General features: G+C 73.1%; 11 protein-coding genes. 7 read left to right on the top strand and 4 right to left on the bottom strand.

Annotated elements, in window-relative coordinates:
• Nucleotides 1-47: 47 nt before the first annotated feature.
• The gene (locus DT019_RS10740) at nucleotides 48-1,598 is read right to left on the bottom strand and encodes a M1 family metallopeptidase (RefSeq protein WP_114036477.1); all 1,551 of its coding nucleotides are present in this window, start codon (nucleotides 1,596-1,598) and stop codon (nucleotides 48-50) included.
• A gap of 212 nt (nucleotides 1,599-1,810) precedes the next feature.
• Between DT019_RS10740 and DT019_RS10745 the strand changes: the two genes are divergently transcribed.
• Together DT019_RS10745 and DT019_RS10750 are read left to right on the top strand one after the other, a co-directional pair.
• On the top strand, nucleotides 1,811-3,796 hold the full coding sequence (locus tag DT019_RS10745) for a Xaa-Pro dipeptidyl-peptidase (RefSeq protein ID WP_114036478.1): 1,986 nt from the start codon (nucleotides 1,811-1,813) through the stop codon (nucleotides 3,794-3,796).
• The gene (locus tag DT019_RS10750) at nucleotides 3,793-5,070 is read left to right on the top strand and encodes a M14 family metallocarboxypeptidase (protein ID WP_114036479.1); all 1,278 of its coding nucleotides are present in this window, start codon (nucleotides 3,793-3,795) and stop codon (nucleotides 5,068-5,070) included. Before DT019_RS10745 ends, DT019_RS10750 begins: the two co-directional genes overlap by 4 nt.
• 1 nt (nucleotide 5,071) lies before the next feature.
• On the opposite strand, the gene DT019_RS10755 is transcribed toward DT019_RS10750, so the two are convergent.
• Entirely contained in the window at nucleotides 5,072-5,998 is a 927-nt protein-coding gene (locus DT019_RS10755) for an FAD-dependent oxidoreductase (RefSeq protein WP_189389401.1), read from the bottom strand.
• 66 nt (nucleotides 5,999-6,064) lie between these two features.
• A complete protein-coding gene (locus DT019_RS10760; protein WP_114036480.1) occupies nucleotides 6,065-6,823 on the bottom strand; it encodes a thioesterase II family protein in 759 nt (252 codons plus the stop codon).
• 412 nt (nucleotides 6,824-7,235) lie between these two features.
• On the opposite strand from DT019_RS10760, the gene DT019_RS10765 reads away from it, so the two are divergent.
• The 5 genes from DT019_RS10765 (at nucleotide 7,236) to DT019_RS10785 (ending at nucleotide 13,450) form a co-directional block, all read left to right on the top strand.
• Nucleotides 7,236-8,873, top strand: coding sequence for an ABC-F family ATP-binding cassette domain-containing protein (locus DT019_RS10765; protein WP_114036481.1), 1,638 nt, complete (start codon nucleotides 7,236-7,238; stop codon nucleotides 8,871-8,873).
• A gap of 78 nt (nucleotides 8,874-8,951) precedes the next feature.
• Nucleotides 8,952-10,079 (top strand): sensor histidine kinase, encoded by a 1,128-nt coding sequence (locus tag DT019_RS10770; protein WP_223279396.1) that lies wholly within the window; start codon nucleotides 8,952-8,954, stop codon nucleotides 10,077-10,079.
• The gene (locus DT019_RS10775; protein ID WP_114036483.1) at nucleotides 10,076-10,768 is read left to right on the top strand and encodes a response regulator transcription factor; all 693 of its coding nucleotides are present in this window, start codon (nucleotides 10,076-10,078) and stop codon (nucleotides 10,766-10,768) included. The genes DT019_RS10770 and DT019_RS10775 overlap by 4 nt, the downstream gene beginning before the upstream one ends.
• Before the next feature lie 165 nt (nucleotides 10,769-10,933).
• Nucleotides 10,934-12,061: a non-hydrolyzing UDP-N-acetylglucosamine 2-epimerase gene (wecB, locus tag DT019_RS10780; RefSeq protein WP_114036484.1), complete on the top strand. Its 1,128-nt coding sequence runs from the start codon at nucleotides 10,934-10,936 to the stop codon at nucleotides 12,059-12,061.
• Between the two features lie 60 nt (nucleotides 12,062-12,121).
• Complete coding sequence (locus DT019_RS10785; protein ID WP_114036485.1) at nucleotides 12,122-13,450, top strand: glycosyltransferase; 1,329 nt, start codon at nucleotides 12,122-12,124, stop codon at nucleotides 13,448-13,450.
• A gap of 132 nt (nucleotides 13,451-13,582) precedes the next feature.
• Here DT019_RS10785 and DT019_RS10790 read toward each other — a convergent pair whose 3' ends face one another.
• Nucleotides 13,583-16,015 (bottom strand): Tex family protein, encoded by a 2,433-nt coding sequence (locus DT019_RS10790; protein WP_114036486.1) that lies wholly within the window; start codon nucleotides 16,013-16,015, stop codon nucleotides 13,583-13,585.
• Nucleotides 16,016-16,031 lie beyond the last annotated feature (16 nt).

Raw genomic sequence — 16,031 nt, forward strand, 5'->3', positions numbered from 1 at the left:
CCCGCATCAGGAATCCGCATCACGGACCCGCCCCCAGTGCCCTCGGCTCAGCGCAGGCCGCCTGCCCCGTGCGGCGAGTGTGCCGAGTGGGATTCCGTGATCTTCTTCCACGACTTCGGCTCCACCGGGCCGACCGGCTGCGCCTGCTGGGCGGACGGGTTGGCCGCGACGCCCGCGCGCGGGCCGAACTTGGCCTTGGCGGCAGCCGAGTTGGACGGCTTGGAGGGCTGGAACAGCCAGGTGTCGAAGAGTTCCGCCAGCGGCTTGCCCGAGACCTTCTCCGCGTACTTCACGAAGTCGTTGACCGACGCGTTGCCGTAGGCGTGCTCGGTGGGCCAGCCCTTAAGGATCTTGAAGAAGGAGGTGTCGCCGACCGTGTTGCGCAGGGCCTGTATGGCGAGCGCGCCCCGGTCGTAGACGGCGGCGTCGAACTGGTTGTCCGGGCCCGGGTCGCCCGGCTTCACCTTCCAGAACGGGTCGTCGGCGGGGTGCTGCGCGTACACCCAGTCCGCCAGCTGCTGGGCGGTGCCGTCACCCTCCTTCTCCGACCAGAGCCACTGGGCGTAGGACGCGAAGCCCTCGTTGTCCCAGATGTCCTTCCAGCCCTTGACCGAGACGCTGTCGCCGTACCACTGGTGCGCCAACTCGTGGACGACCACGGACACGTTGGAGCCGTTGGCGAACTGCGCCGGGCTGTAGAACGGGCGGGTCTGGGTTTCGAGCGCGAAGTGGCTCGGCACGTTCGGGACGTAGCCGCCCAGCGCGTTGAAGGGGTACGTGCCGAAAACGCTCTCAAGCCACTCCGCGACGTCCTTGGTGCGTTCGATGCTGGAGCGCGCGGCGTCGCCGTTGTCGCCGAGGTCCTTGCTGTACGCGTTGAGCACCGGCAGGCCGCTCGCGGTCTTGTCGGTGGTGATGTCGAACTTGCCGACCGCGAGCGTGGCGAGGTAGGAAGCCTGCGGCTTGTTGGAGCGCCAGTTGAACGTGGTCCAGCCCAGCTTCGAAGTCCGGCTCTGCAGCACGCCGTTGCTGATGGCCTGGGTGCCGTCGGGGACCTTGACCGACACGTCGTAGGTGGCCTTGTCCAGGGGGTGGTCGTTGGACGGGAACCACCACACGGCCGAGTCCGGCTCCTGGGCCGCGACCCCGCCGTCCGGGGTGCGCTGCCAGGCCGTCCAGCCGTCGACCTTCAGCTCGGAGGGCTTGCCCGCGTACTTGACCACCACGGTGATGGACCTGCCCTTGGGCAGCGGGGTGGCCGGGGTGATCTCCAGTTCGTGGCTGCCCGACGTGGCGAACGTCGCCTTGGTGCCGTTCACCCGCACCTCGCTGACCGCGAGACCGAAGTCCAGGTTGAAGCGGGAGAGGTCCTGCTGGGTGGTGGCGAGCAGCGTGGCCGTGCCCTCGAGCAGGTCCGTGGCGGGCTGGTACCTGAGCTTCAGGTCGTAGTGCGAGACGTCGTAACCGCCGTTGCCGCTGGCCGGGTAGTAGGGGTCGCCGATGCCCGGGGCGCCCGGAGTGAAGTCCGCGGCCGATGCCGGGATCACCAGCAGCAGGGAGGCGGCGAGCACGCTCGGGGCAATGATTCTGCGGTGCACAACAAGCTCCAAGTCGTCAGTGTCGTCGTGGGGTGAACGATGGTGAACGATCTCTTCGGACCCTATTCAGCCCTCGCCGTCCCGGTCATGTCCATGGCTCCATCTGTCACACGATCGCCATTCGGCCGACATGTTGACTTGTGCGGCTTCGTTCGCTTTGCCACCTCGACTGCCCTCTTTTGCGCGGGAGTTGACCGGAGTACCTTCCGCCCATGCCGATACGCGCGCGGGGCACCCGCCTCAGGTCCAGATCCCTCAGATCGTTCGTCGTCGCGGCCGTCGCCGCCCTGACGGCCGTGCTCCTCGCTCCGGCGGGCGCCCAGGCGGCCCATGCCAGGGAGAGCCGCCCGGTCTACTCGTACGAGAACGCGATACGCGAGGCCGTCTGGGTCGACACCGGCCTGGACGGCGACGGGGACGGCCGCGGCGACCGGGTCGCGGTCGACATCGTCCGGCCGCGCGAGCCCGCGCAGCAGGGCCGCAAGGTTCCGGTCATCATGGACGCCAGCCCCTACTACTCCTGCTGCGGGCGCGGCAACGAGAGCCAGCTCAAGACGTACGACGCCAACGGCAACGTCGTGCAGATGCCGCTGTTCTACGACAACTACTTCGTGCCGCGCGGCTACGCCTTCGTCGGCGTGGACCTGGCCGGAACCAATCGCTCGGACGGCTGCGTGGACGTCGGCGGGCGCTCCGACGTCCTGTCCGCGAAGGCGGTGGTCGACTGGCTCAACGGTCGGGCCCGCGCCTACACCACACGTACCGGAAGCCGGCTCGCCACCGCGGGATGGACCAACGGCCGCACCGGCATGATCGGCAAGAGCTGGGACGGCACCATAGCCAACGGCGTCGCCGCGACCGGGGTCGAGGGCCTCAGGACGATCGTGCCGATCAGCGCCATCTCGTCCTGGTACGACTACTACTTCGCCAAGGGGGCCGCGCTGTACGACGGAGGTCCGGCCGAGCTCGCCGGATACGTCGACAGCCCGGACGCGCGGGCGCGCTGCGCCGCGGTGCAGCGGAAGCTGGTCGACGGCTCCCCGCGCACCGGCGACTGGACCGGGCTGTGGGCCGATCGGGACTATGTCGGCCGGGCGGACAACGTGAGGGCCAGCGTCTTCGTTGTGCACGGCATGCAGGATCTCAACGTCCGTACGAAGAACTTCGGCCAGTGGTGGGACGCCCTCGCCGCGAACGGGGTCGAGCGCAAGATCTGGCTGTCGCAGACAGGCCACGTCGACCCGTTCGACTACCGGCGCGCCGAGTGGGTGGACACCCTGCACCACTGGTTCGACCACTATCTCCTCGGCTACGACAACGGCATCGAGCGGCAGCCGATGGCCGACATCGAGCGCCACCCCGACCAGTGGAGCACCGACAAGGTGTGGCCGCCGTCGGGGACCGCGGCGACCGTGGTGCACCCCGTGAGCGGCCCGGCCCCGGGCGTCGGCGGGCTCTCCCTGACGTCCGCGCCGGCCGGAACCACCGCGTCCTTCACCGACAACCCCGCCCTGGACGAGACGAGCTGGGCCGCCCAGGTCGACACGTCCACGCCCGACAAGGCGGGCTTCGTCACCCAGCCGCTGACCCGGGACCTGCGCGTCTCCGGCTCGTCCAGGGTGACCGTCACCGCGACCCCCACCACCGCCGACGCCCACCTCTCGGCGGTCCTCGTCGACCTCGGGCCGGACACGATCCGCAACTACGCCGCAGCGGGCGAAGGCATCCAGACCGGCACCGACCGTACCTGCTGGGGCGCGAGCACGGCCGGCGACAGCTCCTGCTTCCTGACGACGTCCGCGGACCGGACCGACGTCGGCTACACCGTCTTCAGCCGCGGCTGGGCCGACCTCGGCCACTACGCGTCCCTCGCGAAGGGCGTGCCGCTCACGCCCGGCAGGTCGTACACCATCACGCTCGACCTGGCCGCGACCGACCACGTCGTACCGGCCGGGCACCGGCTCGCGCTGATCGTGGCGGGCACCGACAACGGTCTCATCGTGCCGCCGGTGAGCAGGCCGACCCTGACCGTGGACCTGGCGCGCACGGGGGCCAGGGTGCCGTTCGTCGGCGGCGCCGGGGCGTTCGTACGGGCCACCTCCGGTACGCCTCCGCGGCTGTCGGCGGGCGCGAGGGCCACCGAGGGCGTGCCGGTGCCGCACATGACGCGGCGGCTCCCGGGGGACGTACGCCGGTGAGGGCACGACTGCTCGTGCTCGGGGTGGCGGCGGCCGCGGTCGCCGTCCCCCTGGCCACGGCGCCCGCGACGGCCCGCTCCACCGAGCCCCGCACCGGCTTCGAGGCCAGTGACGGGGCGCGCTGGACCGGGCAGCCGCAGGAGCAGGCCTTCCTCGCCGCCGTGGACCGGCTCAGTGAGCGGACCTCGGTGCGCCGGATCGGCACCACCCGCCAGGGGCGCCCGCTCCAGGAGGTGCGCATCGGCGGGCACCACACCACCAGCACCGTACTTCTCGTGTGCAGTCAGCACGGTGACGAGCCGGCGGGACGCGAGGCGTGCCTCACCACCCTCCGGGACCTCGCCCTGACCCAGGACCGGACCACGCTCCGTTTCCTGGAACGCACCACCGTGGTGGTCGTCCCGACCGCCAACCCGGACGGCCGGGCCGCCGACACCCGCGAGAACTCCGAGGGCGTCGACATCAACCGCGACCACATCGCGCTGAGGACGGCCGAGGCGCGCGCCGTCGCGACCGTGCTGCGTGACGAACACCCGGATGTCGTCTATGACGTGCACGAGTACCGCATCACACCGCGGTACTACGACAAGGACCTGTTCGACCTGTGGCCGCGCAACCTCAACACCGATCCGCGGGTGCGCGAGGAGTCCCGGACGCTGTCCGCCGACTACGTCCGCGGCGCCGCCCGGGCGGAGGGGTACCGCACGGGCACGTACGGCATCTGGACCGACCCCGTCACCGGTCGGCCGGTCAAGCAGGTCGCGGGTGACGGCCAGGAGCGGATCCTGCGCAACACGGCGGGCATCAAACATGCCGTCGCCCTGCTCGTCGAGAGCCGGGTGGACGCGACGACGGACGCCGAGAAGGCCGACCCGGCCGTCAACAACCGGCGCCGCGTCGACTCCCAACTGACCGGTCTCAGCGGCTTGTTCGACTTCGTGGCGGAGCGCCGCGCCAGTATCCGGGCGGCCACGGGCGCGGCGCGCGCCGCCGGGTACCGCGACCAGGGGCCCGTCCACCTCGGGGGCGCGGACAACACGCCCCCGACTCCCGCGGAGATCCTGCGGGATCCGCCCTGCGGCTACCGGCTGAGTCCCGCCCAGTACGACCGGGTCAGGGATCAACTCGCGCTGCACGGAGTTCAGTTGCGGCGGACGGAGGGCGGCGGAGCCTTCGTGCCGATGCGGCAGTCGCTGCGCGATCTGGTGCCCCTGCTGCTCGACGGCCGCGCCCGGTACCACCTGGTATCCGCCGCGACCGCCGACCGCTGCTGACTCACCCGGAGGGGGGCGCGGCCAGCGCCGCGGCCTCCTCCGCGCAGCCCCAGGCGACCGTCACCCCGGCCCCGCCATGTCCGTAGTTGTGGACCAGCACCCCGCCCCGCGCGGTGACTTCTCGCTCCACCCGCACCCCCGGGTCGCGGGCGGGGCGCAGTCCCACACGGTGGGCGCGCACGGGGGCGTCCGCGATCTTCGGGTGGATCCGTGCGCAGCGGGCGATGATCCGCTCGGCCGTCGCCGGGTCGGGCGCCAGGTTCCAGTCGCCCTCCTGGGCGGTGCCGCCGAGGAGCAGGCCATAGGGCTGGGGGAAGAAGTAGGTCGTCTCCCCGCCGCGCTCCTCGGTCGAGGTGTACCACTCCCGGACCCCCGGGTTCTCCACCACCACCAACTGGCCGCGCACGGGGCGTACTTGGGGATCCGGGACGAGGTCGCGTGCCCCGAGCCCCGAGCAGTTGACCACCAGCGGCGCGTCCGGCAGCCGTTCGACCCGCCGCACCTCGATGGTGGTGCCCGCGGCCGTGAGGCGCCGTTCCAGCCCGCGCAGATATGTCGGCATGTCGATCAGCGGGAGCACGGCCGCCACCCCCTCGGGGCTCTCGCGCAGGCCCGCCACGTGCGCCGCCCAGGGGCCGAGCCCGTCGAGCCGGGCCCCGGCGTGCAGCCCGCCGACCAGGCGCACCCCGCTCTCCTCCGGCCGCCGGGCCAGTTCCTCGTACACTCGCAGGGAGGCCAGCGACCAGGCGCCGACCCGTGTCTCCGGTTCGATGCGGTACGGCCACCACAGTCCACCCGCCACGGCGGACGTCGACTCCTGCGGCCGCGTCCCGCACCACACCCGCACCCGGCGGCCCGACTCCGCCAGGACGATCGCCGTCGTCAGACCGATGACCCCGCCGCCCACCACGATCACGTCGTCGCTCATGCCGGGACGGTAGCCCACCCCGCGCCGCCCCCGCCGGTCCCGTCTCCCGCGGACGGGTGCGGGAGGTCAGCCCGGCGTGCGCACCTCGCGCAGCGCGCTCTCCAGCGCCCGCAGCACGGGTTCGGGCTCCTCGCGCAAGTAGAAGTGTCCGCCGGGGAATTGACGTACCGTCACGTCCGCGGTGGTGTGCTGCTGCCAGGCGTCCAGTTGCTCGCGCGGATGGTCGGCGCTGCCACCGAACACGGTGATCGGCACGGGCAGCGGGGGCGCCTGACGCCAGGTGTACGTCTCCAGGACGCGGTAGTCGGCCCGCAGCGCGCCGACGACCAGTTCCCGCAGCTCCGCCGAGTCCAGCACCTCCTGCGGGATGCCGCCGTGGATCTTCGCGATCCGCTCGATGAGTTCGTCGTCGGGCAGTTGGTGCACCGGGTCGTCCGCCCGGACGTGGCGGTGGTGCGGCGCCGGGTAGCCGGAGAGGATCAGCCGCGCGGGCAGCGGCCGTCCCGCGTCGCGCAGGGCTCGGGTGATCTCGTACGCGACGAGCGAGCCCAGGCTGTGCCCGAAGAAGGCGTACGGCGCCCGGCTGAGCGGCACCTCGTCGAGGAACGCCGCCACCAGGGCCTCCATCGAGTCGAACGGGGGCTCCCCGTACCGCGAGCCGCGGCCGGGCAGCTGCACCGCCTGGAACTCGGCGCCCGGCACGTCGCGGCCCCAGCGCAGGTACTCGGTGGCCGAGCCGCCGCCGTGCGCGAAGCAGTAGAGCGTGGGGGCGCCCGGGCGCGGCGTCCCGGCGATGAGCCAGCGGGGCGGCACGGCAGCGTTCATGGTGCGGAGACCTCCGGGAAGGTGGGTCGGTGCGGCGGCGGGTGTTCGCCCGGGCCGGTCGTCGTGGTGGGGCAGGCCGGGCGGCTCGGACGGCTGGTTCGGTGTGCTCCGGGCCGCCCGGCAGGTGCCGCTTCGCCGCCCGCCGAGCAGTCTCGCATCGCGTCCCGTCCCAGACGCCTTGTTCTGGGCATCGTTGCCGGTGTGGGCGAGGCCCGCCCAGGCACTGCGGTGGCCGCGGGGCCGCCGAAGCGGGCGCGGTCCACGAGCCCGGCCCGAGGGCCCGTCGAGCAGCGGCGCGGAGCAGAAGGAGGGAGCACCGGTCCGCCCCGGTACCCGAAGACCGCGAGCCCGGTGCGCGGGCGCAGGGCGGGCATGGGCGCGGGCCCGGGGACGCCTTAAGATCGGTCATCTCATGACTGCAACCCTCGTCGCCAAGGACCTCGCCGCCGGCCACGGCGACCGCACCCTGTTCGCCGGGCTCGACCTGGTGGTCGCCCCCGGCGACGTCATCGGCCTCGTCGGGCCCAACGGCGCGGGCAAGTCGTCCCTGCTCCGCCTGCTCGCCGGGCTCGACACCCCCGAACAGGGCGAGCTGCGCCTGTCCCCGCCGGGGGCGAGCGTCGGCCACCTCCCGCAGGAGCCCGACCGGCGGCCCGGCGAGACGATCCGCGCCTTCCTGGCCCGGCGCACCGGTGTCGCCGCGGCCCAGGAGACGATGGACGCCGCGACCCAGGCGCTGGTCGACGGAGCCCCCGGCGCCGACGACGCGTACGCCGACAGCCTGGAACGCTGGCTCGCCCTCGGCGGCGCCGACCTCGACGAGCGGGCCGAGGAGGTCGCCGCCTCGCTCGGCCTCACCACCGGCCTCGACCAGCCGATGACCGCGCTCTCCGGCGGCCAGGCCGCCCGCGCCGGGCTCGCCTCGCTGCTCCTGTCCCGCTACGACGTCTTCCTGCTCGACGAGCCGACCAACGACCTCGACCTCGACGGTCTGGAGCGGCTCGAAGCGTTCGTGAAGGGGCTGCGCGCGGGCACGGTCGTCGTCAGCCACGACCGCGAGTTCCTCGCCCGCACCGTCACCAAGGTGCTCGAACTCGACCTCGCCCAGCAGCAGATCAACCTGTACGGCGGCGGCTACGAGGGCTACCTCGAAGAGCGCGCGACCGCCCGCCGGCACGCCCGCGAGGACTACGAGGAGTACGCCGACAAGCGCTCCGCCCTCGAAGGCCGCGCCCAGATGCAGCGCTCCTGGATGGACAAGGGCGTCAAGAACGCCCGCCGCAAGGCCACCGACAGCGACAAGCTGGGAAAGAAGTTTCGCAGCGAGTCGAGCGAGAAGCAGGCCGCCAAAGCCCGCCAGACCCAGCGCATGATCGAGCGCCTCGACGTTGTGGAGGAGCCCCGCAAGGAGTGGGAGCTGCGCATGGAGATCGCCGCCGCCCCCCGCTCGGGCGCGGTCGTCGCGACGCTGCGGGATGCCGAGGTGCGCCGTGAGGGCTTTACCTTCGGTCCCGTCTCGCTCCAGATCGACTGGGCCGACCGGGTCGCCATCACCGGCGCCAACGGCTCCGGCAAGTCCACCCTGCTCGCCGCCCTCCTGGGCCGGCTGGCGCTGGACGCGGGCCACGCCACCCTCGGCTCCGGTGTCGTCGTCGGCGAGGTCGACCAGGCGCGCGGCCTGTTCCTGGGCGAGGAGTCGCTGCTCGACGCGTTCTGCGCGGCGGTGCCCGACACGGAACCGGCCGAGGTGCGGACGCTGCTCGCCAAGTTCGGCCTCAAGGCGCACCACGTGCTGCGGCCCGCCGGTTCACTGTCGCCGGGCGAGCGGACCCGTGCCGCGCTCGCCCTGCTCCAGGGCCGGGGCGTCAACCTCCTGGTCCTCGACGAGCCGACCAACCACCTCGACCTGCCCGCCATCGAGCAGCTGGAGTCCGCGCTCGACTCGTACACCGGCACCCTGCTCCTGGTCACCCACGACCGCCGGATGCTCGACGCCGTGCACACCACGCGCCGCCTGGAAGTCGCGGACGGAAAGGTCACCGAGCACTGACGCAGCCCGGGCCGCCGGGCTTGCGGGCGCGCGTGTTCGCGACTGCGATGTGCGGCGGCCCGAGCGTACGGTGGTCGGGTGCACCGTGACCGACTGGAGGCCGTCCTGGAGGCACTGCCCAGGGCGGCCATCGTGCAAGGCGGCGACGAGGTCGTGATCGCCGTCAACCGGCGTTTCACCGACATGTTCGCCCTCGAAGGCCGCGTCGACCACAGCCCGGGCGCACCGCTCGGCCCGGTCGTCGACGCCGTGTGCGACACCTTCACCGAACGGCCCTCCTGGGTCGTCGACACCACCCACGCCATCGCCGCCCGGCACATCCACCGGGCCGCCGAGATCGCGCTCACCGACGGACGGGTGATCCGGCGGGACGTGGAGCCGCTGTACGACGCCGACGGCGTGCCGTTCGGTTCGCTGTGGACCGCGGAGGACATCACCGAAGACAAGCGCCGCGAGCACGCGCTCCAGCGCGACAACGCGGCCCTGGCCGAGCTCGCCGGGCAGCGCAACGAATTCCTCGCCCTGGCCTCGCACAGCCTGCGCACCCCGCTCACCTCCATTCTCAGCTTCTGCGAGCTCCTCGCCGACCCCGCCTCCGGGCCGCTGGACGCCGACCAGCGGGCCCTGCTCGCCGCGATCCGGCGCAACGCCCAGCGCATGGAGGGCGTCATGACCACCCTCATGAACACGGCCCGGCTGCGCACCCCGCAGCTGAGGCTGGAGTTCGACCGGGTGGACATGGCCCGGATGCTCCAGCACGCGGTGCTCGACCGGATGTCCAGCACCGCCGAGGCCGGTGTGTTCGTGGCGCTGCGCTGCGCGCCGGGCCCGCCGCTGCACGGGGACGAGCACCGCCTGGAGCACGTGCTCGCCAACCTCCTCGAAAACGCCGCCAAGTTCACCCCGCCCGGCGGCCGCATCGACATCGACGCCGCCCCGCACGGCGACCAGTGGCACATCGCCGTCGCCGACACCGGGATCGGCGTGCCCGAGCAGTACCGCGAGGAGATCTTCTCCGGCTTCGTACGGGCCCCCAACGCCGAGGCCGGCGGCTTTCCCGGCACCGGCCTCGGCCTCACGATCAGCCGCGAGATCGTGCGCCGGCACGGCGGCGAGCTCACCGTCTCGGACGCCGAGGGCGGGGGAGCGGTGTTCGCCATCCGGCTGCCCGTCGCGGGACCGCCCGCCGAAGGGTCCCCGCGGTGACCCGGCTCCTGGTGGTCGAGGACGACCCCGACGTGGCGATGGCCCTGCGCATCCTGTTCACCCGGGCCGGGTACGAGGTGGTGGCGGCGGCGGACGGCCGCGAGGGGCTGCGGCGGCTGTTCGCGGACAGCCCCGATCTGATGGTCCTCGACGTCGGCCTGCCGGAACTGGACGGCTGGCAGGTCCTGGAGCGCACCCGGGACATGACCGACCTGCCGGTGCTGCTGCTCACCGCCCGCGGCGCCGAGAGCGACCGGGTGCGCGGGCTGCGCGCCGGGGCCGACGACTACCTGCCCAAACCGTTCGGCAACGAGGAGCTGCTCGCCCGCGTCGAGGCGCTGCTGCGTCGTTCCTCGCCCGCCCGCTGGGCCGGGGCCTCGCACGACGAGGCCCTGCGGCTCGTGCCCGAGCGGCGCTCGGCCCTGTGGCGCGGCGAAGAGGTGCGGCTCAGTGACATCGAGTACCGGCTGCTCCAGGTCCTGGTCCGCAACCGGGGCCGCGTCGTCACCACCGACCAGCTGCTCGACCAGGTGTGGGACGACCCCCAGGGCGTCGGCCGCGAGCGGGTCAAGTTCGCCGTGCTGCGGGTGCGCCGCAAGCTCCAGCAGGCCGCGGGCAGTCTCGAATCCGACCCCCTCGAAGCGGTACGGGGCCTCGGCTACCGCTACCGGGGGGACCAGGGCGGCTGACCCGGCGCTCGAGGGGGCCGAAGGTCCCGGCCGCGCGGGGGGCGAAAGGCCCGGGAATGTCCGAATGGCGGCTTCGCAACCGTTGCGCAACCGAACACCATCCGGGTGCGCAACGCACGCCGGACATCCTCAAGGACGCCCCGCCGGTCCGTTCCTGGAGTCTTCGTGTCCGCCCTGCCGCCCCGCAGCATCGCCGTCGTCCTCGGCACCCGTCCCGAGCTGGTCAAGCTGACCGAGCTGATCCGCCTCCTCGGGCCCGCCGCCCACGTCGTGCACACCGGGCAGCACTACGACGAGGAGCTCTCCGGCCGCTTCCTGGCCGACCTCGGCATCCCCGAGCCGACCTACCTCACCGGCGTCGGCGGACAGCCCCGGGCGGTCCAGATCTCCGCGGCGCTGGCCCAGCTCGACGCGGTCTTCGGCGCCGAACCGCCGCGCGCGGTCGTCGTGCAGGGCGACACCAACGCGGCCCTGTCCGGCGCGCTCGCCGCCAACGCGCGCGCCATCCCGCTCGTCCACGTGGAGGCGGGCCTGCGCAGCCACGACCGGAACATGCCCGAAGAGCACAACCGGGTGCTGATCGACCGGATCGCGGACGTGCTGTGCGCCGCGACCCCCGGGAACCGCGACAACCTGCTCGCCGAGGGCATCGCGGCGGGCCGCGTCGAAGTCACCGGCAACACGGTCGTCGAGGCCGTCCGCGCTCAGCTGCCCACCAGCGCCCAGCGGTTCGCCGAGCTGGAGCGGCTCGGGCTGGCGAGCGACGGGTACGTCCTGGCCACCGTCCACCGGCCCGAGAACACCGACGACCCCGCCGCGCTGCGCGCCGTCCTCACCGAACTCGCCGCACTCGCCGCCGACCTGCCGGTGGTGCTGGCGCTGCATCCGCGCACCCGGGCCCGCATCGAGGCCGCGGACCTCGCCGGGCTCCTGGAACCCCTGCTCGTCACCCCGCCGCTGGGGTACCGCACCTTCCTCGCGCTCGCCCAGCACGCGGCGCTGCTGGTGTCCGACTCCGGAGGCGTGCAGGAGGAGGTCACGGTGGTGGGTCGCCCCCTCGTCGTCGTACGCAACTCCACGGAGCGGCCCGAGGCGATGGTCGACTTCGCCGAACTGGTGCGCCCCGGGCCCGAGTTGGGGATGGCGGCCCGCCGCCGTCTCGCCGAGGGGGCGCCCGGACGGGCCCGCCTCGCCGCGCTGGCGAGCCCCTTCGGTGACGGCCTCGCCTCGCGCCGCATCGTCGCCCTGCTGGCCGGTCTCGCGACGCGCCAGGCGTACGAGGCCGCGGCGTAACCGCCCGACCCGCCCCGGACAAGCCCCGCCTTCCCGCGAACCACCGCCAAGGACACCTCCATGCCCAACAGCCTCTTCCTGTTCCTCTTCCCCTTCTTCCTCCTCGGCTGCTTTCTGCTCTACTGGGCCGGGGCCCGGCGCGCCTACCTCGGCCGGCCGGAGACCGAGGCGGGGGATCCCGGCGCGCTCGACTGGCACTTCTTCGTGCCCTGCCGGGACGAGGAGGCCGTGGTCGGAGCCACCGTCGCGCAGCTGCGGGACGACTTTCCCGCCGCCCACGTCTGGGTCATCGACGACGACAGCGACGACCGGACCGGCCTCATCGTGGCCGCGCTCGCCGAGCACGACCGGCGGGTCCACCTGGTGCGCCGGGTGCGGCCCGAGGCGCGCACGGGCAAGGGGGACGCCCTGAACGCCGCCTATGAGCAGCTCGGTGACTTCCTGCCGGCCGGAGCCGACCGGGAGCGGACCGTGGTCTGCGTGGTCGACGCCGACGGGCGGCTCGACCCGCGGGCCCTCGAACTCGTCTCGGGACCGGCCGCGTTCGCCGACCCGGAGGTCGGCGGGGTCCAGGTCGGTGTGCGGATGCGCAATGTCGACGACGAACGCCCGCTGCCCGGCCGGGGCCGCCTCGCCAACGCCTTCGCGCGGCTCCTGGTCCGCGTCCAGGACATGGAGTTCGCGGTGTCCAACGCGGGCATGCAGCTGCTCCGGGTGCGGACCGGTTCCGTCGGGCTCGGTGGCAACGGCCAGTTCACCCGGCTCTCCGCGCTCGACCGGATCGCCGCCGCCGAACGGCGCCCCTGGCAGCGCGGTGCGCTCCTGGAGGACTACGAGCTCGGCCTCCAGATGATCCTCTCGGGCCACCGCGTCACGCACATCGCCGACACCTGGGTCTCCCAGGAGGGCCTCCCGCACGTGCGGCGCCTGCTCACCCAGCGCACCCGCTGGGCCCAGGGCAACCTCCAGTGCGTGCGCTACGCGAGCCGGATCGTCTCCTCGCGCCAGTACACCGGCGCGGGCGTCCTGGAGACGCTGTACACGTTCTTCCAGCCCGTCGCGCACCTGCTCACGCTCGTGCTGTGCGCCGCGATGCTGGTCCTGGGCGGCCTCGGCTCGCTCGGGCTCTGGCCGCTCACGCTGGTCCTCGCGGTGCTCTCCATCGGCCCGTTCGTCCTGTGGGGCCCGGTCTACCGGCGCGACCACGCCCCGGACGCCTCCCGGCTCACCGGGCTGCTGTGGGGGCTGGTGCTGTGGCTGTACGCGTACCACCTGTTCGTGGTCTCGGCACGGGGCTTCGTGCGCAGCCTGCGCGGCCGCACCGGCTGGGCCAAGACCCGGCGCAACGCCGAACCGGTGACCGCGGGCCCGGTCGCGCTGGAAGGCTGAACCCCCGACAAGGGCCGGGCGTACGGCAGTTGACCGAGGGGCCGGGCGTGCGGAGGTCACGCCCAGACCCGGGTGTCGGCGCGGGCGCGAGGAGGTGGCGGGTCCCGCCTCCCGGCTCGCGCCCGGGGTGCCTCAGCGGCCGCCGCGGCCCTTCGGGTCGAGCAGGCCCGCCTTGCGCAGGGCGTCCGCCATCGCGCCGTTCGCGGGGGCCGGTGCCGCGCCGCGGCCCTGGCCGCCGCCCTGCCGGTTGCCGCCGCGGGCCTCCCCGCCGCCGTTCCCGCGGCGCTGCCGGGCCTGGTCCTGCCGCTGCTGCGGCGGCCGGTTGCCCCGGCCCCGAGCCGGGCCGCCCCGCTCGCCGCGGTCCCGCCCGGGCGCGCCGCCCGGCGCCGACGCGTCGTCGTCGAGCCGCAGGGTCAGCGAGATCCGCTTGCGCGGCACGTCCACGTCCAGGACCTTCACCTTGACGATGTCGCCCGGCTTCACCACGTCCCGCGGGTCCTTCACGAACGTCTTCGACAGCGCCGAGACGTGCGCGAGGCCGTCCTGGTGCACACCGATGTCGATGAACGCGCCGAACGCCGCCACGTTGGTGACCACGCCTTCGAGGACCATCCCGGATTCCAGGTCGCCGATCTTCTCGACGCCCTCCTTGAAGGTGGCCGTCTTGAACGCCGGTCGCGGGTCGCGGCCCGGCTTCTCCAGCTCGCGCAGGATGTCGGTGACCGTGGGCAGGCCGAACGTCTCGTCCACGAAGTCGTCGGGGCGCAGCGAGCGCAGCACCCCCGTGTTGCCGATGAGGGAGGCGACCTCGCTGCCCGTCGTCTTCACCATCCGCCGCACCACCGGGTAGGCCTCGGGGTGCACGCTGGAGGCGTCCAGCGGGTCCTCGCCGTCGCGGATCCGCAGGAAGCCCGCGCACTGCTCGTACGCCTTCGGGCCGAGGCGCGCGACGTTCTTCAGCGCCTTGCGCGAGCGGAAGGGGCCGTTGGCGTCGCGGTGCGCCACGATGTTCTCGGCGAGGCCGGAGCCGATGCCGGACACCCGCGAAAGCAGCGGCGCGGAGGCCGTGTTGACGTCGACGCCCACGCCGTTCACACAGTCCTCGACGACCGCGTCCAGCGAGCGCGACAGCTTCACCTCGGACAGGTCGTGCTGGTACTGGCCCACGCCGATGGACTTCGGGTCGATCTTCACCAGCTCGGCCAGCGGGTCCTGCAGGCGGCGGGCGATGGAGACCGCGCCGCGCAGCGACACGTCCATGTCCGGGAACTCCTGCGAGGCGAACGCGGAGGCCGAGTACACCGAGGCGCCGGCTTCCGACACCATCACCTTGGCGAGGTTCAACTCCGGGTGGCGCGCGATGAGTTCACCGGCGAGCTTGTCCGTCTCGCGGGACGCGGTGCCGTTGCCGATGGCGATCAGCTCGACCGCGTGCTCCGCGCAGAGCCCGGCCAGCTTCGCGAGCGCCTGGTCCCACTTGTTCGCGGGCACGTGCGGGTGGATCACGTCGGTGGCCACGACCTTGCCGGTCGCGTCGACGACGGCCACCTTCACGCCGGTGCGGAAACCGGGGTCGAGGCCGAGCGTGGGCCGGGTGCCCGCCGGGGCGGCGAGCAGCAGGTCGCGCAGGTTGGAGGCGAAGACGCGGACCGCCTCGTCCTCGGCGGCCGTACGGAGCCGCAGCCGCAGGTCGATGCCGAGGTGCACCAGGATGCGGGTGCGCCAGGCCCAACGCACCGTGTCCGCGAGCCACTTGTCGCCGGGACGGCCCCGGTCGTTGACGCCGAAGCGGCGCGCCACCATGTTCTCGTACGTCGAGGGGCCGGGCTGTGCCGAGGGCTCCTCGGGCTCCAGGACGAGGTCGAGGACCTCCTCCTTCTCGCCGCGCAGCATCGCGAGCACCCGGTGCGAGGGCAGCGCGGTGAACGGCTCGGTGAAGTCGAAGTAGTCGGCGAACTTGGCACCCGCCTCCTCCTTGCCCTCGCGGACCTTCGCGGCCAGCCGGCCCTTGGTCCACATGCGCTCACGCAGCTCGCCGATCAGGTCGGCGTCCTCCGAGAACCGCTCGGCGAGGATGGCGCGGGCGCCCTCCAGGGCCGCGGCCGGGTCGGCGACGCCCTTGTCCGCGTCCACGAACGCGGCGGCCGCGGCGAGCGGGTCCACCGACGGGTCGGCGAGCAGGCCGTCGGCGAGCGGTTCGAGACCCGCCTCGCGCGCGATCTGCGCCTTGGTGCGCCGCTTCGGCTTGAAGGGCAGGTAGATGTCCTCCAGGCGGGCCTTGGTGTCGGCGGCCCGGATCTGCGCCGCGAGGGCCTCGGTGAGCTTGCCCTGCTCCCGTACGGACTCCAGGACGGCGGTGCGCCGGTCCTCCAGCTCCCGCAGGTAGCGCAGCCGCTCCTCCAGGGTGCGCAGCTGGGCGTCGTCCAGCATCTCGGTCGCTTCCTTGCGGTAGCGCGCGATGAACGGGACGGTGGACCCGCCGTCGAGCAGCTCGACGGCGGCCTTCACCTGCCGCTCCCGTACGCCGAGTTCCTCGGCGATCCTGCCTTCGATGGACGTCGTCACGTTGCCGTACCGCCTT

It is taken from the genome of Streptomyces sp. SDr-06, from assembly GCF_003324565.1.
Taxonomy (GTDB): domain Bacteria; phylum Actinomycetota; class Actinomycetes; order Streptomycetales; family Streptomycetaceae; genus Streptomyces.